This window comes from Pseudomonas syringae group sp. J254-4 (assembly GCF_032586855.1).
GTDB classification, from domain to species: Bacteria; Pseudomonadota; Gammaproteobacteria; order Pseudomonadales; family Pseudomonadaceae; genus Aquipseudomonas; species Aquipseudomonas amygdali.
Genome location: NZ_JAWHOO010000008.1, coordinates 134462 through 159372, shown reverse-complemented (window position 1 = coordinate 159372; position 24911 = coordinate 134462). Strand labels below are relative to the sequence as shown.

Here is a 24911-nt window from a genome sequence, read left to right as displayed (position 1 = left end):
CTGCGGCATCGCTTCATGGGGGAATGATGGATCTTTGGACCGCTGCTCAGGCGTTGATATTGGGTGTTGTAGAAGGGTTGACGGAGTTCTTGCCGATCTCCAGTACAGGGCATCAGATCATCGTCGCCGATCTGATCGATTTTGGCGGCGAGCGCGCCATGGCCTTCAATATCATCATCCAGCTGGGTGCGATTCTGGCGGTGGTCTGGGAGTTTCGGCGCAAGATTCTTGACGTTGTCACAGGCTTGCCCAAGCAACAGCAAGCGCAGCGTTTCACCCTTAACCTGCTGATCGCCTTCATGCCTGCCGTGGTACTGGGTGTGATCTTTGCCGACATGATTCACCATTACCTGTTCAATGCCATCACTGTGGCAACGGCGCTGGTCGTGGGCGGTGTGATCATGCTCTGGGCCGAGCGCCGCGAGCACACTGTGCGTACCGAAACCGTCGATGACATGACCTGGAGCGATGCGCTGAAAGTCGGGCTGGTGCAGTGTCTGGCGATGATCCCCGGCACATCGCGCTCTGGCTCGACCATTATTGGCGGGCTGCTGTTCGGTCTGTCACGCAAGGCAGCGACCGAATTCTCGTTCTTCCTGGCCATGCCAACCATGGTCGGTGCAGCCGTGTACTCGGGCTACAAATACCGGGACATGTTTCGCCCGGACGACTTCGCGGTGTTTGCCATCGGTTTCATTACCTCGTTCATCTTCGCGATGATTGCTGTTCGCGCGCTGCTCAAGTTCATCGCTACTCATAGCTATGCAGTGTTCGCCTGGTATCGCATCGCCTTCGGCCTGCTGATTCTGGCGACCTGGCAGTTTGGCTGGATCGACTGGGCATCGGCCAAGGCATGACACGCGACCGCGAAACGCAGCGGCCAGCTGGCCGGGGCAGGGCACCGGTCCGGCAGTTGCGCCTGAAGGTGCTGGCGTTCCTGCTGCTGTGTGCGCTACCGGTTTACGGCTCTGCGTCGCTGGGGTTCAGGCAGGTCACGTTGATCCCGGCGCTCGCCTTGATAGTCATGAGCCTGCTGGCGTTTGTGCTCTATCGGCATGACAAGCGACAGGCTGGAAACGGCGGTCAGCGCACGCCGGAGAATGTCCTGCATGCCACCGAACTGCTCGGTGGCTGGCCCGGAGCATTGCTGGCGCAGCAGGTGTTTCGGCACAAGACCCGCAAGGTGCCTTTTCAGGTCGTGTTCTGGCTGATCGTGCTGGCGCATCAGGCGCTGTGGCTTGACTGGCTGTTTCTGGGCAAGCGGCTTTTGCAGCTGTCGCCTTTATAGTTTCAAGCCGATCTGCTGTCGTTTCGGTAGCCTGCCGACCACCAGTTGGTGGGAGCGCGTCAGCAGATCGCGCACTTCATCGTCACTCAGTGTGTGCAGGTCTGCCACGCTGATCCAGTGCGCGCGGGCCAGATAAGGCGCAGGCCTTATGCCGGGCCGATCCACGTAACCCAGAAACAATTCCGGATTGACCTTGAACGAAAGGTCCTGGCCGACCAGGTCCATGACTGCGAACATCTTTTTTTCGGCAACGGAAAACACGCGCACACCGCCCCATTTGTAATCCTCTCGTGCGCCCGGCAAGTCCAGGCAGAACCGGGCGATATCTTCTTTGTTACGGGTCTTGTTCACGGAATGCTCCTTCAAGTGTGGCGTCGAGCGGTAAGCTGTTCGATAGCCGCACGGATATTCGATCAGTGGATTGTATGCTGCTGCGACACTCATTAGTGTGCAGGTTTGTCCTTCTCCGGAGTCTCGAATGTCTGCCGTGCAACTCGCCGATGGTGAACTGAACTACCTGCTCGAAGGCCCGGCCGGTGCGCCGGTGCTGGTGTTGTCCAACTCGCTGGGCACTGATCTGCATATGTGGGACAACCAGATTCCCGCGTTCATTCGTCATTTTCAGGTGTTGCGCTACGACACGCGCGGGCATGGCAAATCGCTGGTCAGCGAGGGCAGTTACAGCATCGAGCAGAATGGCCGCGACGTATTGGCGTTGCTGGATGCGCTGCACATAGACACGGCTTTTTTCTGTGGCTTGTCCATGGGCGGCCTGATCGGTCAGTGGCTCGCCATCAATGCGCCGCAGCGCCTGCGCAAGGTTGTGCTGTGCAACACGGCAGCCAGAATCGGCAACCCCGATATCTGGAACCCTCGCATTGAAACCGTTCTGCGTGACGGGCAGTCAGCCATGATTGCGTTGCGTGATGCTTCTGTCGCGCGCTGGTTTACGCCTTCATTTGCGCACGCCGAGCCTGCTGTGGTCGACACGGTTGTCAGTATGCTGGCCCGCACATCGCCACAGGGGTACGCCGCTAACTGCGCTGCCGTGCGTGATGCCGATTTCCGTGAGCACATTGCCTCCATCCAGCTGCCGGTATTGGTCGTCTGCGGCACTGAAGATGCGGTAACCACTCCAGCGGATGGGCGTTTTATGGTCGAGCGCATTAAAGGTTCGCAGATGATCGAATTGCACGCGGCTCATTTGTCCAGTGTCGAGGCCGGGGAGTCATTCACGGTGCCAGTGCTGGCATTTCTGACAGCCGAGTGAGCTGGCGGGATCTGAAACCCGGTATTGAGAGGCTTGCCAGGGCGCTGCATACTCGCGGCTCTGAAAGCGAGGTGGCCGGGTGTTTGATCTCAATGATCTGTTTTATTTCGTCCAGGTGGTCGAATGCCTCGGCTTTGCGCCCGCAAGCCGTAAACTGGGAATCCCCAAGTCCAAGCTCAGCCGTCGTATTGCCGGGCTGGAAGAGCGCCTGGGTGTACGGCTGATTCACCGCTCGACGCGTACGTTCGCGGTGACCGAGAGCGGCCGCGATTACTACGCTCACTGCGTGGCAATGCTGGTCGAAGCCGAGGCTGCCGAAGAGGCTATTCTGCGTTCCAAATCCGAGCCGCAGGGCAGGGTGGCGATCAGCTGTCCTCCGGCACTGGCGGCGATGGGCTTCAACGAGACCATTGCCCGGTTCGCGGCCGATCATCCGAAGGTTCAGGTGCAGGTCGAAAGTACCAACCGCCGTGTCGACCCGCTGACGGAGAACATCGATATTGCGTTGCGTGTGCGCTTCCCGCCGCTGGAAGACGACGGGCTGGTGGTCAAGCTGCTCGGGCACAGCGCTCAACGTCTGGTCGCACGCCCTGATCTGGCTGCCAGGCTGTCCGCAACACCTACACTTGAGGCGCTATCGACACTGCCCAGCCTCGACACGCCGTCTTCCAACCATGAGCATCGCTGGCTGCTGGAAACGACTCCCGGCAACTATGCTGAAATTCGCCACACGCCGAGGCTGATCAGCTCGGATCTGGACATGATGCTGCAGGCCGCCCTGCAGGGCGTTGGGGTGGCGCAATTGCCTGAATTGATTGTCCGCGAAGCCTTGCAGGACGGACGTCTGGTCGAACTGTTCAGTCAGCATCGGCCAAAGTGCGGCATCGTGCACGCCGTGTTTGCTTCGCGCCGTGGGCTGCTTCCCGCGGTCAGAGGGCTGCTGGATGTGTTTGAGACATCCTTTAAAGAGCTGAGCCTCAGCCCCGACTCGCTTTATTGTTCTCTTCATAGAACGAACAGTCGCATTCAAGACCACTAATCATCTATTGCGATCAAGGATAGGATGCTCGCCACTTGATCGCTAAGTGGCGATTTTCTTTAAGGAGCTACGTTATGAATTTATTGCACCTCGATTCCAGCATCCTCGGCGATCATTCCGCTTCGCGTCAGTTGACCCATGAGGTCGTTCAGGCCTATCAGCGCTCGCATGCCGACAGCCAGGTAACCTACCGCGACCTCGCCAGCGAAGCCCTCGGGCATTTCTCTGCTGCCAGTCTTGCCGCAGCGGGTACCCCTGTAGAAGCCCGCGATGCGGCCCAGCAACAGGAAGTCGACACTAACGAAGCCACCTTGCAGCAGTTTCTCGCCGCCGACGTGCTGGTGATCGGTGCGCCGATGTACAACTTCACTATCCCGTCCCAGCTAAAAGCCTGGTTTGACCGGATCATGGTTGCCGGCCGCACTTTCCGCTATTCCGAAGCCGGCCCTGAAGGCCTGTGTGGCGGCAAGAAGGTTATTATCGTTTCCACTTCCGGTGGCCTGCACGTCGGGCAGCCAACCGGCGTTGGCCATGAAGAGCTGCTCAAGGCGCTATTCGCTTTTGTCGGCATCACTGACCTGCAATTTGTTCGTGCGCACGGCCTGGCCTATGGTGAAGAACCGCGTGCCAACGCCATGACGGCCGCGCAGCAACATATCGAGAGCGAGCTGTTCGCCGCCTGATCGGTAACGGTCTGCACAAAACTCCACAACCCGCGCAGCAGTGTGCGCCGGGCTGTGGAGTTTTTTTGTGCGCGCACAACTGCATGCAGTTTTGAGCGTACTCAACCTTGACAGCTTCCTTACAGGTAAGCGGGCTATTCAAGGACTAAACTGCATCTTCGCGGCACTGTGTTTGCGGTTTTGTGGTGCTTTTCACAATTGCTGAAAAAAGCGGGCGGTTTATGGCCCGGCTTGTGCACTATTTCTGTTTTACACACTCTCATCTGAGTGAGAACGGCGCGCTGGAGCACGATGCTCGACACAAGCGCTGAATGGACTATCCGGGCGAGCCTCCGGATTTGCAAAGGTTGGGCCTTTCGATGGTACGTCTTTGTGCAGTGATGCTGGTTTGCTTGCTCGACAGCCTGATTGCGGTTCACGCTCAGGCTGATGACGTCTGGAGCGCGGGCTATCACGAGCTGAGTTTCCCCGACCCGCTAGATTCACAGCCGGTGCAGGCCATCGCGTTTTACCCGTCGACCGCCAGTGAGCAGTGGAGCACCCTGCACGGCTATCGCGTCGAGGCCGGCGAAGATGCGCCGATTGCAATGGGCCGGTTCCCGTTGCTGCTGCTGTCCCATGGCAATACCGGTACACCGCTGGCGTTGCATGACCTGGCCACATCATTGGCGCGCCAAGGGTTTGTGGTGGTTGCTGTGGTTCATCCTGGCGACAATGATCGTGATCACAGTCGGCTGGGCAGCCTGAGTAACCTGTATGGTCGCCCGCTGCAGATTTCCGAAGCGATCAGCACGGCCTTGCTTGATCCCATGCTGGCCCCTTATCTCAATGCTCGTCAGGTGGGCGTGATCGGCTATTCGGCCGGTGGCGAAACTGCGCTTATTCTTGCGGGCGCGCAGCCTGATCTACAGCGCCTGCGCCAGTATTGCCTCGAACGTCCCACAGACCGTGACGCCTGCAAGACTCAAGGGGAGCTGGTCGCCGATCGCGATGACCTGCATGCCCAGGCTGACCCCAGGGTCGGTGCGCTGATGCTGATGGCCCCGTTGAGCCTGATGTTCGGCCGTCACACGCTTGGCGACGTGCATGTGCCGGTGCTGATGTATGCCGGGGATGACGACCAGTTGCTGGCCATCGACCGCAATGCCGAAGCGCTGGCGCGCAAACTGCCGCAGGCCCCGGACTATAAATTGTTGGCGGGGGCAGGGCACTTTGTCTTTATGGCACCGTGCAGTGACGAACAGCGCTCGAACGCACCGTTACTGTGCAACGACCCTGACGGAGTGGACCGCGAAGACATTCACCGCAACCTGAGCGCAGAAGCTGTGCGCTTCTTCAGCACGGCGCTCAATTCTGCCGACCCTGACCATTCAGGTATGCAGACAGCGCATCACGAATAAGCGCTTTTCAGGCGTTCAGCGAACTCAGAAAGTCGCCAAACCCGCCTCTGGCTTTTGAGTCCAGGCGGGTACTGGTCGTGACCCGCGGGCGGCAGCTCCAGGCGATCCGCGCGCCGATAAGCTCCAGCTGGCGAACCAGATGCACGTCTTCGTGACAGGCCAGTGCCGGAAACCCGCCTGCACTGATATAGGCAATTGAGCTCACGCCCAGGTTGGCACCATGAATGTGCCGATGGCCGTCCCGGTGCTGGTAATGCTTGAGGTAAGCCGCCTGCGCAGCCGCGGAGATATCCTTGTTCCAATCGCCGGGCATGACGGTCCCGCATACCGCATCGGCATCCAGTGCCAGTTGCTCGGCAAGCCAGTCATTCGCCACGGTGCTGTCGCCATCGGTGCAGGCCAGCCAGCGCGCACCTCGGTCGAGAAGAAAAGCTGCTCCTTCGGCGCGTGCCTGCCCGACGTTGCGGGCCGAGACCTCAAGGACCATCACCCCGTGCGCTCGCGCGATGTCTGCCGAGCTGTCGGTGCAACTGTCGAGAACCACCAGCACCTCTACTCGCTCACCCTTGAGATCCGGGTGTTCAGCCGCCTGCTTTATCGTTTCGAGGCACAAATCGAGTAGCTGCTCTTCATTGTGCACCGGGATCAAAATGCCGATCATCGGAGAATTCCTGTTCTGCTATGGAGGTTCCATCACGACTCCACAGGTCCAGCAGAAAATCCTGTTCGTGATGACTGAAAAGGCGGTGCATGGCCAAGCGTTCGGCAAGGATATCGTGTACAGCCTGCGCGTTCAGCGGGCAGCCCTCGATATCAGGACGCCAGTGACAGGCGAGCAACTGGCCGTCAGGTGAAAGCGAGGATAGAACGCAGTCGATCAGGCGGTGCAGGTCATCGACGTCGAGGTAGTAACCCAGTTCGCTGAAGACGATCAGATCAAATTGTCCCTGCGGCCACTGCTGTGGCAAACGGGCCTGCAACACGCGCACATGGGGCAGTCCTGCCAGACGCTGGCGTGCCAGTTCCACCGCCAGGTTTGACGTGTCGCCGCACACCAGTGCGTCACAGCGCCCGGCAAGGTCGGCACTGAGTTCGCCGTTGGCGCAGCCGGGCTCGAATATCGAGCGATACCGTTCACGGGGCAGGGCCGCCAGTGTCAGCGCACGCTTGCGCCGCTCATACCAGCGTTGCTTGAACGCCCACGGGTCATCGTTGTTGCGAAACAGCTCATCGAAATAGCGGTCTTCGACGCTCATACGAATACCACTTCAAACGGTTGCAGCAGTCTTTCCAGAACAACGGCTGGCAGAACGGGCGCAAGACCGATGGCCGGGTCACCCTGCACTTGACTGGCGAAGGCCTGAGCGGCATTGCGTTTACGGGCAAGGGTCGCCGGGTCCAGCAGCAACTTGCGTGCGCGGTCCCATGGCAGCCGCTCGTCTTCAGGGTCAGCCCAGTGCCAGGCCCAGATCGGTACTTCGCAAAGCTGCGCTCCGGTAGACGCACAGGCTCTTGCACTGGCACGGCCAACGGCTTCGTGGTCGCCATGACCATCTTCTGCCCAAGTGGCGAACACCACGTCGGCAGGGCCCAGATGACGTTCAAGAAACTCTGTCAGCTGATCTTCGGATTCGGCCACAGCCCCATCCTGCAAGCCGCAGCGCAGCCACTCAAGACGCTCGAGGGGAATATCGAGACGATTCAAGGCTTCGGCGCTTTCCCGGGGCCGGGTTGCAGACAGTCGCTCGACAGGCCATAGCGTGGAGCCCGGATGGCTGGCGGTGCCGTCAGTGACCGAGATCAACAACAGATTGCGTTCCAGTTGTGCTAACTGGCTCATCAAGCCGCCGCATGCCAGCACTTCATCGTCCGGGTGCGGGGCGATGATGACTGCCCTGCAATTGTTCGGCACCAGCAGGTCAGCGGTAATCGCCGGCACGCTGCGCAGCTTGCCGGAGGCGTTCCAGGCAGCCAGAGGCGTGCCCTGGCCAGACTCGTCGTCGCTGACTACAAAGCCTTCGCTCATGATAGATACGCTCTCATAGTGACCACGTGCGTACAGCTGGCAGCCGTTTACCCGTCAATTGACCCAGAGCAGCAAGGTCTTGCTCGGCATGACTCTGACGCAGAAAAACCGGCAGGTCGGTGATCAGTCGAGCGAAGTGCGGGTCCTTGCAGTAAGGACCGGCACCTACCGCGCGGCCCACATGCTGAATGACCAGCTCCGCAGCTTGCTCGACGTAGGCACGGCAACGTCTGGCAAGCACCTCGGCATTTTCAGCCGGGGCCTGATCCAGATGCGCAGCGGCGGCACGCAGTACATCGATTGCTGCGTGCAGCGCGACATCCACAGCACCCAGGTGCGCAAGAGCGTGCGGCTCTTCGCGTTTGCCGACCTGTGCCAGCAAGCGCTGAGCAATGGCACGCGAAGCACCATACCAACAGGCCGCGATGCCGATGCCGCCCTGCCAGAAGCCGGGCCGTTCCAGGTAGCCGCCCGGCGCTCCGATCGCTTGCCCGGCAGCGTCCTCAAAGACCACTTCGACGCTCCCGGTAGCGCCCATGCCCACTGCGCGCCAGCCATCACTGGTCATATGCACGCCGGGCTGGTCGAGACGCACCGCCACCAGTTGCTGGCGATGCTCTTCATCCCATGTGGTGATCAATGCATGGCTCAAGGCCGTAGCCCCGGAACACCACGCTTTTCGGCCATTCAAACGAAGTGAATCGCCAGTACCGCTGATATTCACCCGTGCCTGCGGCGGCTCTGCCGCCCACATGCCCCAGGTGCTGAATTGTTCGGGGGGCGGGGCACCCAGTTCCGCCATGATCGCCAAGGCGTCGGTATGCCCCTCGTACAACTTGCACAACCCCAGGTCGTGGCCTGCAATGCAGGCCAGCGCCCGCCAGCGCTCAAGTGTCTGACCGCTGGCAGGCAGGGGGAGCTGATCCAGACCTTCGTTGACCAATGCCTGCAAGCACTCGCCCAGCGCGCGCGTATCGGCATAACCGTGCTTGCGCCAGTCGAGAAACTCACTCAAGGCATCGATCATTGCTGGTCTTCGCGCTTCAGTTCGAACAGCAGCAGCGAGCGCGGCGTGACGGTATATTGCGAACCGAACGCAAAGTGCTCCTTGCTGCGTGCATCATCCTGATTGGTGTCGATCAGGCACTCGTAATGGGTGCCTTCAGGCACTTCCGGCAGGGTGAAATTGACCCCGTCGTGGTGCGCGTTGACGACCAGCAGCAGCGTGGCGTCGGCACCTGGACGACGGATACCGGTTTCCTGTGCGCGACCATCCATCAACATGCCCAGGCAACGGCCATTGGCATCGTGCCATTGCTCGACACTCATCTCGTTGCCATCCGGCGCAAGCCAGGTCACGTCCTTGACGCCGATTTCTTCATTGTAATCGCCTACCAGGAAGCGGCTGCGACGCAGGATCGGGTAGGTCTGACGGAGCTTGATCACGCGGGTCACGAACTTGAGCAGCGCTGCGCCGTCCTCGTCCAGATCCCAGTTGATCCAGCCAATTTCGCTGTCCTGACAGTAGGCATTGTTATTGCCGTGCTGTGTACGGGCGAACTCGTCACCGGCGACGATCATCGGAGTACCTTGTGCCAGCAGCAAAGTAGCGAAGAAGTTACGCATCTGACGCAGACGCAGGGTGTTGATTTCCGGATCTTCGGTCGGGCCTTCAACGCCGTGGTTCCAGGACAGGTTGTTGTTGCTGCCGTCCTGGTTGTTTTCGTCGTTGGCTTCGTTGTGCTTGTCGTTGTACGACACCAGGTCGTGCAGCGTGAAGCCGTCGTGCGCGGTGATGAAGTTCACCGATGCCTGCGGACGCCGACCGCGCTGGTTGAACATATTGCCGGAGGCAGTCATGCGTGCCGCGAAGTCTGCCAGTTGGCCTTCGTCGCCTTTCCAGAAGGCACGTACGGTGTCACGGAACTTGTCGTTCCACTCCATCCAGCCCGGCGGGAAGCCGCCGACCTGATAGCCACCAGGGCCACAGTCCCAAGGCTCTGCGACCAGTTTGACCTGACGCAGCACCGGGTCCTGACGGCAAGCGACGAGGAAGCTGTGGCGCTCGTCGAAACCGTCGTGGTAGCGACCCAGAATGGTTGCCAGGTCGAAGCGGAACCCGTCGACGTGCATTTCCGAAGCCCAGTAACGCAGGGAGTCAGTAACCATCTGCAGTACACACGGATGGCTCAGGTCAAGGGTGTTGCCGGTGCCTGAGTCGTTGATGTAATAGCGCTTGTCGTCCGGCATTAGCCTGTAATAAGAGGCGTTGTCGATACCGCGCATGGACAGGGTAGGGCCTAGCTCGTTGCCTTCGGCCGTGTGGTTGTAGACCACATCGAGGATGACCTCCAGCCCGGCATGGTGTAGGTGTGCAACCATTTCCTTGAATTCGGCAATCTTGCCGCTCGCCAGATAACGCGGGTCTGGCGCAAAGAACGCAATACTGTTGTAACCCCAGTAGTTGGTCATTCCTTTTTGCAGCAGATGCTGGTCGTTGACGAAGGCGTGGATCGGCAGCAGCTCGACGGAAGTCACACCCAGCTTGCGGATGTGGTCGACAACGGGAGCTGATCCCAGACCGGCAAACGTGCCGCGCAGCTCTTCGGCAACTTCCGGGTGGCGCATGGTGATGCCGCGCACGTGGGTTTCATAAAAAATGGTCTTGTCCCAAGGCGTACCGACGCGCTGATCGCGGCCCCAGGTGTAAGCCTCGTCGATTACCTTGCTCTTCGGTACAAAGGGCGCGCTGTCACGTTCATCGAAGCTCAGGTCGCCGTCAGGATGACCAATGGTGTAACCGAACAATGCTTCAGACCACTTCAATTCGCCGACCAGTTGCTTGGCATACGGGTCGATCAACAGTTTGTTGTGGTTGAAGCGATGACCGTTTTTAGGGTCATAAGGGCCGTAGACGCGATAGCCATAGATCAGGCCCGGGTGTGCATCGGGCAGGTAGCCGTGATACGTCTCATCGGTGTATTCCGGAAGTTCGATGCGTTCCAGTTCGATTTCACCGGTCGAGTCAAACAGACACAACTCTACTTTGGTTGCGTTGGCCGAAAACAGGGCAAAGTTGACACCCAGGCCGTCCCAGCTAGCGCCGAGAGGAAAGGGAAGTCCTTCACGAATGCGAGACGGGGTGCTGCCTGGATTGTCTTGCGGGGCTGAATTATCTTCTGCCGTTGTAGTGGACTTCGTATTCATGATGACTTCCTGACGTCGAATGATTTTCTGAGCGGCCAAGGCCGCTATCGAAGCCACAAAGGCTTCAATATTGACGATAAAGTATGGGGGTGTAGCAGGCCTCATCTCCGATCAGAGTGCGACCTGCAACAATGGACTGGCGCCCGGCCAGAAGAGTTTCAAGAATTCGACGGTTTGCGTGGCTTCTTGGCAGCAGGCTTGGCTGGGGCATCAGTTGGCGCAGCGGCAGCCGGCTTTGCTTTGGGAGCAGGCTTGGGAGCCGCCTTGGCCGCTGGCTTGGTCTTGGTTTCAGCTGCGGGCTTGGCCGCTGGCTTTGCTGCGGGTGCTGACTTCGCCACAGGTTTGGCCGCGCCCTTGGCAGGCGCCTTGGCGCTGTCTACCTCAGGCAGCTTGGGCTTGCTCGACTTGCGCACGCTGGACTTGTTCGGTGCCAGGGCTTCGGCTTCTGCAAGCTTGCGCGCCATTTCCCAATGACGCTCGTCGTGTCCAGAGGGCTTACCCTCGGACTCCCAGATCTGGTAAGCAAAATCGCGAATTCTTTTTTCGTCGGCACTCATCTTGAGACTCCCAGCTATTACATAGTTTGAATAAGCAAATTGACGGAAAATCTTTCAAGCGCTGCACTGAGCGGTATCTCCCGAACGTGTGTTGTGACACCGTCGGAAAAGAGTCCTTTCCAGTCAGATCCAGAGTCGGCAAACGGAAGCATAATCCGTGTGTCGCCCCAATTGGCAGCATTAATCAATGGAGTTTGCGCAGTACCCAATAGTTCACTGCTTGTGCGTGGGACTACGATGATAGCGCGCACTCCTTGTGTCTCCCGGGCAAAAGCCATCACGTGCTCGGCGTGGCTACCCTTTATTTCCAGAGGCTGATAACGCCCCTCGCTGAACAGCGTTGGATGCTCGGCACGCAGGTTCAAAACCTTCGCAATCAGCGCCTGTTTGATGCGGCCATCCTGCCAGTTATCGAGCAGGTCGGCAGCGCTTGCATCTTCTGCCAGCGCTTTCTGTCGGGCTGCATAATCAACCGGTCGCCGGTTGTCCGGATCCACCAGGCTGAAATCCCAGAACTCGGTGCCCTGATACAAATCGGGAACACCGGGTACGCTCAAGCGTAGCAAGGTTTGCGCCAGACTGTTGAGTGCTCCGGCGGTCGCGATACGATTGGCCGTTGCGCTCAGGGACTGACGCAACGCCAGCGCTTCAGGGGCCAACAGCAAGCGTTCAAGAAATTCACGGCAAGCCGTTTCGTAGGGCTGATTCGGTGCGCTCCAGCTGCTTTGCAGCTTGGCTTCGCGCAGGGCTTTTTCCTGCCACTGCACCATGCGTTGCGCGTATGCCTTGTGAGCGTCTTCGCCCTCCAGGCTCAGCGGCCAACTGCCCAGCAGCGCTTGATAAAGCATCAGCTCGTCACCCGCACTGATGGCCGGCTCTTCGCCTTTCAGCGGCACCGCCAGTTGTCTCCAGCGTTCTACCTGTTCGGCGTACCACGGCGCACATTCACTCAAGACAGCAAGGCGTGTACGTGTGTCCTCGCCACGCTTGTGATCGTGCGTTGCAGTGGTCAGCAGGTTGTCGGGGAATTTTTCCAGACGCTCCAGGCAGACCTGATGGAAGTCTTCCACCGGCGCACTGAAATGCTGCGGATGAAAGCCTACGTCGTTGCGCGACAACAGCACTGCAGAGCGATAGAACGAGGTGTCCTCAACCGACTTGGCGGCAACCGGGGAGGTCAGTTGCTGGAATCGTACACACGCGTTCTTGTAAAGCTTGCGCAACGGTCCGCGTGGCAGTTTGCGCCACGCTTCGCCACCCAGCCAGCGTGCCAGATAATCCAGCACTGGCCAGTCGCCTTCGTTCAAAGTGCTGCGAGCGCCTTCCATTGCCTGCTGGAAATACTTGTCGTCCTGCGCCGAGCGGCCGCATACCGAGATATAGGTGCGATAAATCGGAAAATTGACGATCAGCGCGAGCAGGGCACGGCGAATTGCACCCAGCGTGAGGTCACGACTCATCAGGTCGCTGCGTGCAACTTGCAGCAACGACTGCGCGACGTTCTCGAAATCGCCCGCCAGTGTGCCGTGCAGGACCAGATCCCGGGCCACCAGCACTTCTTGATCGAAGTCAGCGGTACGTTCTGTCAGTCGACTCCACAGCTCTCCAAGCGGCTCTTTGCCCTTGGGATCGTGTTGCAGCAGCGAGACCTGATTCATGAACTCGTAGCCGGTCGTGCCGTCCACGCTCCAGTCTTCACGCAACGGCTCATCCGGCCCCAGAATTTTCTCGACGAAAATAGGCAGATGATCAATGCGCGCCTCGGCAGGACGCAGCTTGAGCAGGCTTTTTACCCGGCGATGCAGCTTGCGGCCGTAGCCGCGCGGGTTGGCCAGCCCATCGATATGATCGATCCGCAACCCGTCAACCAGGCCGTCGGCAATCAGCTGGAATATCTTGCCGTGGGTGGCTTCAAATACCTGCGGCCGTTCGACACGCAAACCGCCCAGCTCGTTGATGTCGAAGAAGCGCCGCCAATTGATGTCATCACCGGCAGTGCGCCAACTGGCCAGACGATAGTGCTGACGTTCCAGCAACTGATGCAGACGCTGAAAGCCTTCCGGCTTGCTGGAGTCGAAGTGCGCAAGGATCTGCTCGATGCCTTTGAGCACCTGCGGATCTTTTGCCAGCTCGGCCAGTTCGGTTCTCGCCTGACGTGCGCGTTCGTAGGCTTGCGGGTACTGGGCAAGCGCAGTGAAGCGCTGGCCCATTTCCTTCAATTGCGGGTGCTCCACTGCCTGTAGCAATGAATCATAGGTCAGCGGGCAGATCGGGAAATGATGCTGGTAGTGCTCGATATAAAACATGCCGCGCTCGGCGTTGAAGCGCAGCGGGATTTCTCCGGCCTGCAGGACGGTGCCGTAATCGCTGCTCAGAAACGGCAGCAGCAACTGGCCTTCCAGCAACGGATCCGGCGAATTCCACTGAATGTCGAAGAACTCGGCATACGGGCTGCGCCGACCCCATTCGAGCAGGTCCAGCCACCAGGGATTGTCTGCACCACCGACGGCCATGTGGTTGGAGACGATGTCGAGGATCAGCCCCATGCCGTGTTCGCGCAAGGCCGATACCAGACGCAGCAGGGCAGGCTCGCCACCCAGTTCCGGGTTGATGACGGTCGGGTCGACGACGTCGTAACCATGCATTGAGCCAGCACGCGCCTTGAGCAGCGGCGAGGCATAGACATGGCTGATCCCCAGGCTGGCGAAGTAGGGCACCAGTGGCACCGCATCGTCGAGCGTGAAATCTTTATGAAATTGCAAACGCTGGGTAGCGCGCAAAGGCTGTAATGGACGGGTCATTGGTCACGCTCCGCAGCTTGCAGCCGGGATTGGGAGAGCAATTCCAGTCGTCGAGCAGCATTCGGGTTATCAAGCAAGGAGGCTGCATCGCCGGGTAGGCGCCTGCGCCAGTTCGGGTGGCTGTCAATGGTGCCGGGCAGGTTGGCCTGCTCCTCGACACCCAGCGCATCTTCCATCGGCAGCAGCACCAGCGGAGCGCGCGTATGACCCAGATAACGGATGCCCGCGTCGATGATCTGTTCCGGGTCTTCACTGTCTGACGGCAGGCTTTCGACGTTCTGGCTCAGGGCCCGGCGCAGGCTTGCATATTCGCGCCCACGTTCTTCACGCCACTGCGATTCATGTTGCTCGTCGATGTGACCCAGTCGTGCATTCCACTCGATGTCCAGCTCGCTTAGCCAGCCTGCCAGTGTCGGCAAATCGTGGGTGCTGGTGGTAGCCAGTGCCTGGTCCGACCAATCAAGAATGGGTTTGAACTGACCGTTATTCTGTTCGAACAGCAGCACGCGCATGCCCAGAATCGCCCGGGCGCTGAGTTTGTCGCTAAGGCCTTCAGGCACAGTGCCAAGGTCTTCACCGAGCACGATCGCCTTGTGCCGCCAGGATTCCAGACTCAGCAGGCGCAGCATGTCATCCAGAGGGAAATTCAGATAAGCGCCTTCGCTGGGCGGCGATCCATGCGGAATGACCCATAGCCGTTGCAGGCCCATGACATGATCGATACGCAAGCCGCCAGCATGGGCGAAATTGGCACGCAGCATTTCGATGAACGCGCGAAACCCGTTACGTTTGAGGCCGTCCGGTGAAAAGGCCGAAATCCCCCAGCTCTGTCCGGCGCGGTTGAGAATGTCGGGTGGTGCGCCAACGGTCAGGGCCGACAGCAACTCGTCCTGACGACTCCAGGCCTGGCTTCCGGCACCATCGGCACCCACAGCCAGGTCAGCGATCAGGCCGATGCGCATGCCACTGCTGCGTGCTGCAGACTGCGCGCGCTCCAGGCCGCGGGCGATGAGCCATTGAGCGAACGCATGAAAACTGATGTGCTCGCTGTGCGCTTCGGCAAATGCTGCGACGGCGTCACTACGAGGGTCTTTGAACTCTTCCGGCCATTCATGCCAATTGCTGCCGATATTCAACGTTTCGGATTCGGCACACAGCGCTTCGAAGCGGCAGTGGTTCTCCAGGGCCTCGCCACCGCTGTGGCGGAAGCTGTTGAAGTCTTCGTGCAAGGGGTGATCACCCGCACTGAACCCTTCATACAGCTTGTGCAGCGCTTTCCACTTGGCCTGGGCAGCAGCAGGCCAGTCAATCAACTGCTGCGCTTCCAGTTGCTTCATTTCGTCGCCGACGCGCGCGTCTTCTATCGCCTGACGCCATGCATGTTCACCCAGAATGGCACCGGGCGACGCATACAGGCTATTTAGAAACAGTCGGCTGGACGGCGAATAAGGGCTGTAACGGTGTGGATCATTGGCGAACATTGCATGGATCGGGCTGATGCCCAGCGCATCGGCACCGCGCTCTCCGGCAGCGCGAACAACCTTCTCCAGTGCTTCCGTATCGCCAAAACCGCCATCGCCCTCGCGGCGCAGGCTGTAAAGCTGAGCAGTCAGACCCCAGCCATGTGGCTTCGGCGCATCGGTGGCCATTGCCATGCTGAAACAGGTTTTAGGGGCGACAGCGATGGTCAGATGTTGACCGGCAATCTCCAACTGTTGATAGCCGGGCGGTGCCAGCGCTGGAAGTTCGCCGGACGCGGTTAGCCTGGCGTCCAGCGATGAACCGTCTTCTAGGTGCAGCGTGAATGGCGTTTGCGGCGCAAACCACTCGGACAGATCCAGATTACTGTCCGTGTCGACCGTCAGCAGCGGCGGGGCGCTTTTGCCGTGGCTGGCGTTTTGCAGGCTTAACAGGCTGGCATCGATAGCCTCACCGTTTTCGGCCGGATAGCCCAGCGCTTCCAGAACCTTGCGCAGTACATCAGGGCTGACAGTCTGCGGCCGAGCGTTGGCATCGACCCAATGCACCGATAGCCCTGCCTCGGTAGCAAGCCTCTCCAATTGCTCATTGTTCATCCTGTTCCTCCAGAACATCACTTGCTGTCAGGCTGACAATGGCCGTGTAAGGATTGAGGATGGCCTGCGGGGAAAGTTCGGACGATTTTGCCGCGCTGGAGAATATCTGCCGGGCATTTTGCTGCGCCGGGGCATCGACAGCCTGTTCGCTGAGGTTCAGGTCGATACGCAGTTCGCTGCCATCGCCAAGCGCCCAGCGAGCACTGACGGCCTTGTCGCCGAGAATATCGGTTTTCAGGAAGCGTGCACCGGGCAGGCGCGGCATAATTTCCTTGTGCCGCAAAGCCAGCAACTGTGTATAAAAGTCGACCCAGCTGCGGTGATCCAGGCCTTTGTCGGTCTCCAGATCAACTGCCGAAAACGCCGGACGTGATGCCTCGAATGTCTTGATGTCGTTCGGGTCGGGAATGTGCTCGCGCTTTTCCGGATCGGCGAATGCGGCAAAGTCGGCGAACTCCTTGCGACGTCCTTCGCGCACCGCATCGGCCAGTTCGCCATGGTGGCTGGTGAAGAACAGAAACGGTTCGCTGGCCGCCCACTCATCGCCCATGAACATCAGCGGAATCATCGGCGAAAGCAGCAACAGGGCGGTTGCGGCCCTCAGCGCAGCAGGCGTGCACAGCTGCGGCAAACGTTCACCGAGTGCGCGGTTGCCGATCTGGTCATGGTTCTGCAGGAACAATACAAAGGCAGTCGGCGCAAGGTGGCCGCTGGGCTCTCCTCGCGTGTGTCCATGCCGCGTCTGTTCGCCCTGATAGACAAACCCTTCGCTGAGCAGGCGCGCAAGCTTTTGTGTAGGCTCCTGAGCGAAGTCGGAATAATAGGCGTCGGTTTCACCGGTCAGCAGCACGTGCAAAGTGTTGTGCCCGTCGTCGTCCCATTGTGCATCGAAGCCTTTCTCCAGAAGACCGGCCTGGTTGAACTCGTTCTCAAGGTTCAGCCACACGTGCCTGTCCGGCTCGATCTGGCCGCGTACGCGAGTTGCGAATTCTGGCAGGAACGTTTCATCGCGAATGGCATGCACAGCGTCCATGCGCAAGCCGTCGATGCGGTATTCCAGCAGCCACATCAGCGCATTGTCGACGAAGAAGTCGCGCACCTGCGGGCGGCGAAAATCAATGGCATCGCCCCACGGGGTATGCAGATCGCTGCGGAAAAAATCCTTGGCGTAACTTCCCAGGTAGTTGCCGTCCGGGCCGAAGTGGTTGTACACCACGTCCAGTATCACCATCAGGCCAAGACCGTGAGCTGTATCGATCAGGTGCTTGAGCTCTTCCGGAGTGCCATAGGAAGATTGCGGGGCGTAGTGCAGAACGCCGTCGTAGCCCCAGTTGCGATCACCGGGAAACTGCGCAAGCGGCATCAGCTCGATCGCGGTAATGCCCATTTGCGCAAGGCGCGGGAGGTGTTTTTCCACCGCAGCATAGCCGCCCATCGCACCTACGTGCAGCTCATAGATCACCGCCTCATGCCACGGCCGACCTTGCCATGAGGTGTTTTGCCATGAATAGGCCAGAGGGTCCACTACGAAGCTTTGAGAATGGACATCGTCGACCTGCGCGCGGGAGGCGGGGTCAGGCACTTCCAGTTCATGATCGATTTTGAAGCGGTATCGAGTGCCCGCTTCGCAGCGGGCCTCAAGGACGAACCAGCCGTCCGGCTGGGGCAGCATGGCCAGTGACTGAACACCCTGGCCATCCTGGAGTTCGACATTTACGTAGTTGGCATCCGGTGCCCAGAGGGCAAACCGGGTGTGTTCGGGGTCTAGCAAGACGGCGCCGTGGCGCCAGTTATCGTCTGTACGCAGTGGCATCCATTGATCCTTAAACTAGTAGTTGCTGGAAATGCTCACGTTTTTCTTCAACAGGTCGCGGTAGAGATCTGCGTAGGGCTCTACTGCCTGATGCCAGTTGAAGGGAGCAGCCATTGCACGGCAGCGCATGGCGTTGAGCAGCTCACGGTGGGCGAATACCTGAAACGTGCGGTTCAGGGCTTCGGTGTAGCTTTCGATGGTTGATTCTTTGAACAGGAAGCCGGTCACGCCGTCCTCGATTGTGTCCGCCAGGCCGCCGGTGTTGCGTGCGACAGGCAGGGAGCCGAAGCGTTGCGCGTACATCTGGCTCAGACCGCAGGGTTCATAGCGCGATGGCATCAACAGAAAATCGCTGCCGGCGAACATGCGTCGTGCGTCGGTTTCATTGAAGCCGATACGCACACCAATGCGCCCCGGGAAGCGTGCGGCCAGCTCGCGCATGGCATCTTCTTCCTCAGGCTCGCCGCGACCGATAATTGCGATTTGTCCGCCGTTGTTGACGATGTGCTCGGCAACCCCGATGGTCAGGTCCAGGCCTTTTTGATACACAAGGCGCGAAACCACTGCATACAGGGGCCCGGTCGAGGCATCCAGCTCAAACAGCTCACGCACATAGTCGGCGTTGATTTCCTTGCGCGTCCATTCGTTGGGCGCAAAGTGGCAGATCAGGTGTTCGTCGGTCGCTGCATCCCAGCTTTCGTCGATTCCGTTAGGGATGCCGCTGAGCTGACCCTTGTCAGCCTTGCTCTGCAGAAAACCTTCCAGGCCGCAACCAAACTCTGGCGTGGTGATTTCCCGAGCATAGGTGGCACTCACGGTCGTAATGTGGCTCGCGAAGGCCATGCCTGCCTTGATGAAGGACAGCTTGCCGTAGAACTCCATGCCTTCCGGGGTGATCGCTTCATCTGGAATGCCCAGTTCACGACTCGAAGCGGTACTCACGGTCCCCTGATAGGCCAGATTGTGAATAGTAAAGATGCTTGGCGTGGACTGCCCGCGCCAGCGCATGTAGGCAGGCGCCAGGCCGGCAGGCCAGTCATGGGCATGGACCAGCTCGGGGCACCATTGGCTTTTCACTTCGCCAGCCGCAAATTCGGCAGCCGCGAGCCCCAGACGGGCAAAACGAATATGGTTATCGGACCAGTCGCGGCCATCGCTGTCGGCGTAAGGCGTGCCTTCACGCTCGTAAAGCTCAGGGCAGATCAACACATAGATCACAAGGCCATCTTTCATGTCCATGCGACCCACCTTGCAAGGTGGCAGTGCAGCATGCCCGCCCAGCTGGCTGATGATATGGATCGGGTTTCCGCTGTTGATGACCTGCGGATAACCTGGAATAAGAACCCGCACGTCATGCAGGTGGCGCATTGCTCGTGGCAATGCGGCGGATACGTCGCCCAGCCCACCGGTTTTCACCAGGTCGGCCAATTCCGAGGTCACGAACAACACTTTGCGTCTGCTGACCTGAGACATGGTCGGCGTAGGCTGAATTGTCGAGGTTGGTAATTGCAGCAAAGGAACGCTCTTGGTAGAGAAGACTGGCAGATGAGTCAGCTCGCCGACAGGCTGGTTAAAACTCTCTCCCTTCTGGGTTTTGACAGCGGCGCTAATCATCGATTTTTCCCCTTAAAACAGTCTTGGTGCATCACTTGATTTTTATTGGCCATTTCCTATGGCCGGGTACACATACGTGCACTACGCAAGATCAATACCCGTTTGGACCATGCGTAGTGACAAAGCCGCGTGATGTCGCCATTACCGGATGTCAGCCAATAGCATAGATGCTCCATTCACCTGACCGGGGCGTTTTGGAGAAGTTTCGACTTTTTTCTGCGCGAATGTCTGGCAAGGGCTTTGAAGCCGCGCCTGTCGGGACGCTGCAAGGGCCAGCCAGGCAGTCGTTGCGCTTTTTTATGGGTTAAATTCGAGTCCCGAGCGCGCATGACCGGTCGTCGGATCGTTCGACAATCGAGGTCATGCGTTTCTTTTTTATCGAAAAAAACGGGTGAGTGGAGGTGCTCATGAGCCCCATCGGTGCGTCGCGCCTTTTCTGGGTGCGTCTGGCGGTCAATCTGTGGGCGTGGCGAGAAAATTCCTACATCCGCGCTGGAACATTTTGCAGCGAGGCAGGATAGAATCGGGCTGGACGCTCTAGTCACAGAGCTGGCTTGAAATAACGCGCTGGCCTGAAAGAGTTACCCTTTGACTGATTTTACAGAATCACTTTTATTGAATTGACGAGGATGGAAATGGAAGCCCCCGAGGTATTGGTACTGCAAGCGAGTTACACGAATCCCGTGCACGCTGATGCAATTGGATTTGTGCTGAACGAATATTCGATGGATGTCATGGGCACAGGTCGGCCACTGTCGAGCGATGCGCGTCAGCAGTTGGCTATCGAGCTGGCCAAACGTCCCTACGCTTTCAGTGTGCTGGCGTTCATTTCCGGAGAGCCGGTAGGTCTGGTCAATTGCTTTGAGGGTTTTTCAACCTTTGCCTGTCGTCCGCTGGTCAATATTCACGACGTTGCGGTCGTCGCTCAATACCGCGGTATGGGCATCAGCCAGAAAATGTTGCTCAAGGTGGAAGAGATTGCACGCCAGCGAGGTTGCTGCAAACTGACACTTGAGGTTCTGGAGGGCAATGAGGTAGCTCAAGGTGCCTACAGGAAGCTCGGTTTCGACAATTACCAGTTGAGCCCTGAAATGGGGCGTGCCATGTTCTGGCAGAAGGCGCTATAAAGTACGCAGCAGGTTTGTGTGCAGCCGTGTCGGGTGCAAGGGAAAACTGTTCAGCAGAATCGGACAGGGAAGGGGCGCAGACTGTGAGAGCAGATTCGGACAGGGAAGGGGCGTAGACTGTGAGAGCAGATCAAGTGGGCAAGCCAGAATATCGGGCTTGCCCTGAAGCGTTTTAAGGGGTGATGCAATGGCAGTCAGGCTTGAAGCATCTTGCCGGGTGCAGACAAGTGGGGTTGCTGCAGCATCGAGCTCAAATGAGCGACCTTTTTCTGCAACTGCTCGCGCTCTTCTTTCAATGCGCGCAATTCGTCGCGACGGATCGTGACATACAGGGTTTGTGGTGCAAGTGCTGGTAGTACAGTGCCCATTGCTCACCTCGCAAATGGCGGATTCAACCTCAGAAAGGTCCGTGGCAATGACTTTCAATCCATGAGCGCCGCTGCTTACCCTCTCTATCGGCACCGATTTTGATTTCTTTTGCATGATTTTGGAACTTTTTTATTTTTAATTGTCGCGAATGTTTATTAATCGCGACAAAATGCACCACAGGAGGGCGTAAACGCCTTCATCTTCTCGCAAGGGAACCGACGTTCCGCCTCGCTTGACTAACCAGCATGCTCGCAACCTGTCGATGCGCTGGACAGCAAGTGCGGCACCTTTTTTACGATTTAAGGAGCACCTTCATGCAACTTGGGATTATTGGACTGGGCCGCATGGGCGGCAACATCGCACGCCGCTTGATGTTGAACGGCCACACGACTGTCGTGTATGACCGCGATGAGGCATCACGCAACGCCCTGGCCAATGACGGTTCGGTTGCAGTCGCAGGCCTCAAGGAAATGGTCGATGCGCTCGACAAGCCCCGCGCCATCTGGGTAATGCTCCCGGCAGGTGCGCCGACCGAAGAGACCATTCAGACCCTCAGCCAGTTGCTTGACGCCGATGATGTGATCATCGACGGCGGTAATACCTTCTACAAGGATGACATTCGGCGCGCTCAGGAGCTCACCGAAAAAGGCTTGCACTACGTCGATGTCGGCACGTCAGGCGGGGTCTGGGGGCTTGAGCGCGGCTATTGCATGATGATTGGAGGCGAGGCTGCTGTTGTCGAGCGCCTGGATCCGCTGTTCGCGACACTGGCTCCCGGCCTTGGCTCGATCGAGCGCACTCGTGACCGCAAATCGACCGACGACCGCGCCGAGCGCGGTTATATCCACTCCGGCCCTGCCGGTTCCGGCCATTTCGTGAAGATGATCCACAACGGTATCGAGTACGGAATGATGCAGGCCTTCGCCGAAGGCTTCGATCTTCTCAAACAGAAAAATTCTGAACACCTGCCACCTGAACAGCGTTTTGACCTCAACACGGCGGACATTGCCGAAGTCTGGCGTCGTGGCAGTGTGGTGTCGTCCTGGCTGCTGGACCTGACCGCCGATGCGCTGGCCACCGACCCGCACCTCGATGCTTTCTCCGGTTCGGTTGCCGACAGTGGCGAAGGGCGCTGGACGATTGAAGCTGCCATCGAGCAGGCGGTTCCGGTTCCTGTACTGTCCAGCGCCCTGTTTGCGCGTTTCCGTTCTCGCCAGACAAGTTCGTACGCGGACAAGATGCTGTCCGCCATGCGCTTCGGATTTGGTGGCCACAAGGAACCCAAGTAATGGGCCTGTCGCGTGGCAGCGCCGAGCAAAAAGCCGAAGTGGCTCCCCCCACGACCCTGTTTCTGTTTGGTGCCCATGGAGATCTGGTCAAGCGCCTGCTGATGCCGGCACTTTACAACCTGTCACGCGACGGTCTGGTGGATGAAGGGCTGCACATCGTCGGCGTTGATCACAATGCGATCAGCGATGCCGACTTTGCGAAAAAGCTCGAGAACTTCATTCGCGATGAAGCCGCCGGCAAGGTTGCCGGTGGCGGCAAGGACCCACTCGATCCTGCGCTGTGGAGCAAGCTGGCCGAGCGCATCAGTTATGTGCAGGGTGATTTCCTCGACGACTCCACCTATCAGGACATCGCCAGCAAGATCGAGAGCACCGGCACCGCGAACGCGGTGTTCTATCTGGCTACTGCGCCGCGATTTTTCAGTGAGGTCGCCCAGCGGCTGGGTTCGTCAGGTTTGTTGCAGGAAACCGAAGATGGCTTCCGTCGTGTCGTGATCGAAAAGCCCTTCGGCTCCGATCTGGCCAGTGCGGTCGAGCTCAATGGCTGTTTGCTCAAGGTCATGAGCGAGAAGCAGATCTACCGGATCGACCACTACCTGGGCAAGGAAACGGTGCAGAACATTCTGGTCAGCCGTTTCTCCAATGGCCTGTTCGAATCGTTCTGGAACAACCACTACATCGACCACGTACAGATCACGGCGGCGGAGACCGTAGGCGTCGAAACCCGTGGCAGCTTTTACGAACACACCGGTGCATTGCGCGACATGGTGCCCAATCACCTGTTCCAGTTGCTGGCGATGGTTGCCATGGAACCGCCGGCTGCTTTCGGTGCCGATGCTGTTCGCGGCGAGAAAGCCAAGGTGGTTGGAGCGATCCGGCCCTGGAGTCAGGAGGAAGCTCTGGCCAACTCGGTACGTGGCCAATATGCGAAAGGCGCGATGGGGGACAAGGAGGTTGTCGGCTATCGTCAGGAAGATCGCGTGGCGCCCGACAGCACAACCGAAACCTATGTCGCGCTCAAGGTCATGGTCGACAACTGGCGTTGGGTCGGGGTGCCGTTCTACCTGCGCACCGGCAAGCGCATGAGTGCTCGCAGCACGGAAATCGCTATCTGCTTCAAGCCCGCGCCGTATGCGCAGTTTCGCGACACCGAAGTTGACCGCCTCAAGCCCAACTACCTGAGGATTCAGATCCAGCCCAACGAAGGCATGTGGTTCGATCTGTTTGCCAAGCGCCCTGGTCCGGAACTGAAAATGGAAGATATCGCGCTGGGCTTCGCCTACAAGGATTTCTTCGAGATGCAGCCCTCCACAGGTTACGAAACCCTTATCTATGACTGCCTGACCGGTGATCAGACGCTCTTCCAAAGGGCCGACAACATCGAGAACGGCTGGCGTGCCGTGCAGCCGTTCCTCGACGCCTGGGCTGCGCAACCGGAAGTGCAGCTTTACGAAGCTGGCAAGGATGGCCCGCAAGCGGGTGAAGATCTGCTGAGCCGTGATGGCCGCGAATGGAGAGAATTGAATGTCTGAACTGCCCGTACAGTTCCTGTTGTCCGACATCGACGGCACGTTACTGCGCCGTGATCACAGCCTTAGCCAAGCCAATATCGACGCCATAAAGCGCCTGCGTGATGCTGGCGTTCACTTCACGCTGGCCAGCAGTCGCCCGCCCAGGGCCATGCGCCAGGTGATCGAAGCGCTGGGTGTGAATTTGCCCACCGTGGCGTTCAATGGCGGCACCATCACTCATCCCGACGGTAGCCTGCTGGTGGCTCATCGCATTGACCCGCGCGCAGTAAAGATATGTCTGGATTTGTTTGCCGGCCAGAACGTTGCCACTTGGGTGTTTGCCGACGATCAGTGGCTGTTGCTCGATCCTGACGCCGATTACGTCGATCATGAGCTTGATGCGCTGGGTTACCGCTATGTTCAGGTCGAGAGTTTCGAGCCATATTTGGATCGCGTCGACAAGATCGTCGCGGCCAGTGCTGATTTCGACTTGCTCAAAACCCTTGAAGCGCAGCTCAATCCGCAGATCGAAGGGCTTGCGCTGGCGGCACGTTCGCAAAAATACTACCTGGATGTGACCGCGCTGGAGGCCAACAAGGGTGCCGCTCTGGTCGCGTTGGCGGACTATCTGGGAGTCGACCTTTCTCGCACTGCGGCCATAGGCGACGGCGGCAACGACGTGGCGATGTTTCACAAGGCCGGCTTGTCGATTGCAATGGGGCAGGGCGAGCAGACAGTCAAGGGACAGGCTGATCATGTTACAGATAGCAATGAGCAGGACGGCGTTGCCGTCGCCATCGAGCGTTACATTCTTCCGGCTTGATCGAGCGGTTTGCGCACGC

At 58.8% G+C, this 24911-nt stretch carries 22 protein-coding genes; 10 read left to right on the top strand and 12 right to left on the bottom strand.

Annotation, left to right across the window (positions count from 1 at the left end; translation table 11 throughout):
* The first annotated feature begins 26 nt into the window (after nt 1-26).
* Both RYB09_RS12545 and RYB09_RS12540 read left to right on the top strand, forming a co-directional pair.
* Nucleotides 27-857: an undecaprenyl-diphosphate phosphatase gene (locus RYB09_RS12545; RefSeq protein WP_005745167.1), complete on the top strand. Its 831-nt coding sequence runs from the start codon at nt 27-29 to the stop codon at nt 855-857.
* Nucleotides 854-1288: a DUF1294 domain-containing protein gene (locus tag RYB09_RS12540; RefSeq protein ID WP_058408162.1), complete on the top strand. Its 435-nt coding sequence runs from the start codon at nt 854-856 to the stop codon at nt 1286-1288. The genes RYB09_RS12545 and RYB09_RS12540 overlap by 4 nt, the downstream gene beginning before the upstream one ends.
* On the opposite strand, the gene RYB09_RS12535 is transcribed toward RYB09_RS12540, so the two are convergent.
* A complete protein-coding gene (locus RYB09_RS12535) occupies nt 1283-1639 on the bottom strand; it encodes an MmcQ/YjbR family DNA-binding protein (protein WP_058408161.1) in 357 nt (118 codons plus the stop codon). The two genes, RYB09_RS12540 and RYB09_RS12535, sit on opposite strands and share 6 nt — an antisense overlap.
* A 127-nt stretch (nt 1640-1766) precedes the next feature.
* Between RYB09_RS12535 and pcaD the strand changes: the two genes are divergently transcribed.
* From pcaD to RYB09_RS12515, 4 genes are all read left to right on the top strand, one after another.
* Nucleotides 1767-2558, top strand: coding sequence for a 3-oxoadipate enol-lactonase (gene pcaD, locus RYB09_RS12530; protein ID WP_122280819.1), 792 nt, complete (start codon nt 1767-1769; stop codon nt 2556-2558).
* Nucleotides 2559-2637: 79 nt separating this feature from the next.
* Nucleotides 2638-3597, top strand: a complete 960-nt coding sequence (locus RYB09_RS12525) for a LysR substrate-binding domain-containing protein (RefSeq protein ID WP_058408159.1) — start codon at nt 2638-2640, stop codon at nt 3595-3597.
* 74 nt (nt 3598-3671) lie between these two features.
* Nucleotides 3672-4280 (top strand): FMN-dependent NADH-azoreductase, encoded by a 609-nt coding sequence (locus tag RYB09_RS12520; RefSeq protein WP_058408158.1) that lies wholly within the window; start codon nt 3672-3674, stop codon nt 4278-4280.
* 359 nt (nt 4281-4639) lie between these two features.
* On the top strand, nt 4640-5680 hold the full coding sequence (locus RYB09_RS12515) for an alpha/beta hydrolase family protein (RefSeq protein ID WP_058408215.1): 1041 nt from the start codon (nt 4640-4642) through the stop codon (nt 5678-5680).
* 7 nt (nt 5681-5687) lie between these two features.
* On the opposite strand, the gene RYB09_RS12510 is transcribed toward RYB09_RS12515, so the two are convergent.
* The 10 genes from RYB09_RS12510 to glgA all read right to left on the bottom strand — a co-directional run bounded on the left by RYB09_RS12510 (nt 5688) and on the right by glgA (nt 19773).
* Entirely contained in the window at nt 5688-6341 is a 654-nt protein-coding gene (locus RYB09_RS12510) for a glycosyltransferase (RefSeq protein ID WP_002553273.1), read from the bottom strand.
* Nucleotides 6310-6936 carry an SAM-dependent methyltransferase gene (locus RYB09_RS12505; protein WP_316888683.1) on the bottom strand — a complete coding sequence of 209 codons (627 nt, stop codon included), beginning with the start codon at nt 6934-6936 and terminating at the stop codon, nt 6310-6312. The genes RYB09_RS12510 and RYB09_RS12505 overlap by 32 nt, the downstream gene beginning before the upstream one ends.
* Entirely contained in the window at nt 6933-7706 is a 774-nt protein-coding gene (locus RYB09_RS12500) for a PIG-L deacetylase family protein (RefSeq protein WP_058408156.1), read from the bottom strand. Before RYB09_RS12500 ends, RYB09_RS12505 begins: the two co-directional genes overlap by 4 nt.
* A gap of 13 nt (nt 7707-7719) precedes the next feature.
* Nucleotides 7720-8733, bottom strand: a complete 1014-nt coding sequence (locus RYB09_RS12495) for an acyl-CoA dehydrogenase family protein (protein WP_122280818.1) — start codon at nt 8731-8733, stop codon at nt 7720-7722.
* Nucleotides 8730-10913 carry a glycogen debranching protein GlgX gene (gene glgX, locus RYB09_RS12490; protein ID WP_058402272.1) on the bottom strand — a complete coding sequence of 728 codons (2184 nt, stop codon included), beginning with the start codon at nt 10911-10913 and terminating at the stop codon, nt 8730-8732. The genes RYB09_RS12495 and glgX overlap by 4 nt, the downstream gene beginning before the upstream one ends.
* 158 nt (nt 10914-11071) lie before the next feature.
* On the bottom strand, nt 11072-11470 hold the full coding sequence (locus RYB09_RS12485; RefSeq protein ID WP_058408154.1) for a DUF2934 domain-containing protein: 399 nt from the start codon (nt 11468-11470) through the stop codon (nt 11072-11074).
* 17 nt (nt 11471-11487) lie between these two features.
* On the bottom strand, nt 11488-14271 hold the full coding sequence (locus RYB09_RS12480; RefSeq protein ID WP_316888681.1) for a malto-oligosyltrehalose synthase: 2784 nt from the start codon (nt 14269-14271) through the stop codon (nt 11488-11490).
* Entirely contained in the window at nt 14268-16346 is a 2079-nt protein-coding gene (gene malQ / locus RYB09_RS12475; protein ID WP_316888679.1) for a 4-alpha-glucanotransferase, read from the bottom strand. Before malQ ends, RYB09_RS12480 begins: the two co-directional genes overlap by 4 nt.
* Entirely contained in the window at nt 16336-18159 is a 1824-nt protein-coding gene (gene treZ, locus RYB09_RS12470; protein WP_316888677.1) for a malto-oligosyltrehalose trehalohydrolase, read from the bottom strand. The genes malQ and treZ overlap by 11 nt, the downstream gene beginning before the upstream one ends.
* Nucleotides 18160-18174: 15 nt before the next feature.
* A complete protein-coding gene (gene glgA, locus RYB09_RS12465) occupies nt 18175-19773 on the bottom strand; it encodes a glycogen synthase GlgA (protein ID WP_316888675.1) in 1599 nt (532 codons plus the stop codon).
* Between the two features lie 635 nt (nt 19774-20408).
* Between glgA and RYB09_RS12460 the strand changes: the two genes are divergently transcribed.
* Nucleotides 20409-20900: a GNAT family N-acetyltransferase gene (locus RYB09_RS12460; protein ID WP_004658555.1), complete on the top strand. Its 492-nt coding sequence runs from the start codon at nt 20409-20411 to the stop codon at nt 20898-20900.
* A gap of 194 nt (nt 20901-21094) precedes the next feature.
* Here RYB09_RS12460 and RYB09_RS12455 read toward each other — a convergent pair whose 3' ends face one another.
* A complete protein-coding gene (locus tag RYB09_RS12455; protein WP_002553283.1) occupies nt 21095-21268 on the bottom strand; it encodes a DUF6026 family protein in 174 nt (57 codons plus the stop codon).
* A gap of 315 nt (nt 21269-21583) precedes the next feature.
* Here RYB09_RS12455 and gnd point away from each other — a divergent pair, with 315 nt between their 5' ends.
* From gnd to RYB09_RS12440, 3 genes are read left to right on the top strand one after another with little or no spacing between them, the layout of a single operon-like run.
* A complete protein-coding gene (gene gnd, locus RYB09_RS12450) occupies nt 21584-22558 on the top strand; it encodes a phosphogluconate dehydrogenase (NAD(+)-dependent, decarboxylating) (RefSeq protein WP_058408149.1) in 975 nt (324 codons plus the stop codon).
* Nucleotides 22558-24090 carry a glucose-6-phosphate dehydrogenase gene (gene zwf, locus RYB09_RS12445; protein ID WP_058408148.1) on the top strand — a complete coding sequence of 511 codons (1533 nt, stop codon included), beginning with the start codon at nt 22558-22560 and terminating at the stop codon, nt 24088-24090. Before gnd ends, zwf begins: the two co-directional genes overlap by 1 nt.
* Complete coding sequence (locus tag RYB09_RS12440) at nt 24083-24892, top strand: Cof-type HAD-IIB family hydrolase (RefSeq protein ID WP_058408147.1); 810 nt, start codon at nt 24083-24085, stop codon at nt 24890-24892. Before zwf ends, RYB09_RS12440 begins: the two co-directional genes overlap by 8 nt.
* Nucleotides 24893-24911 lie beyond the last annotated feature (19 nt).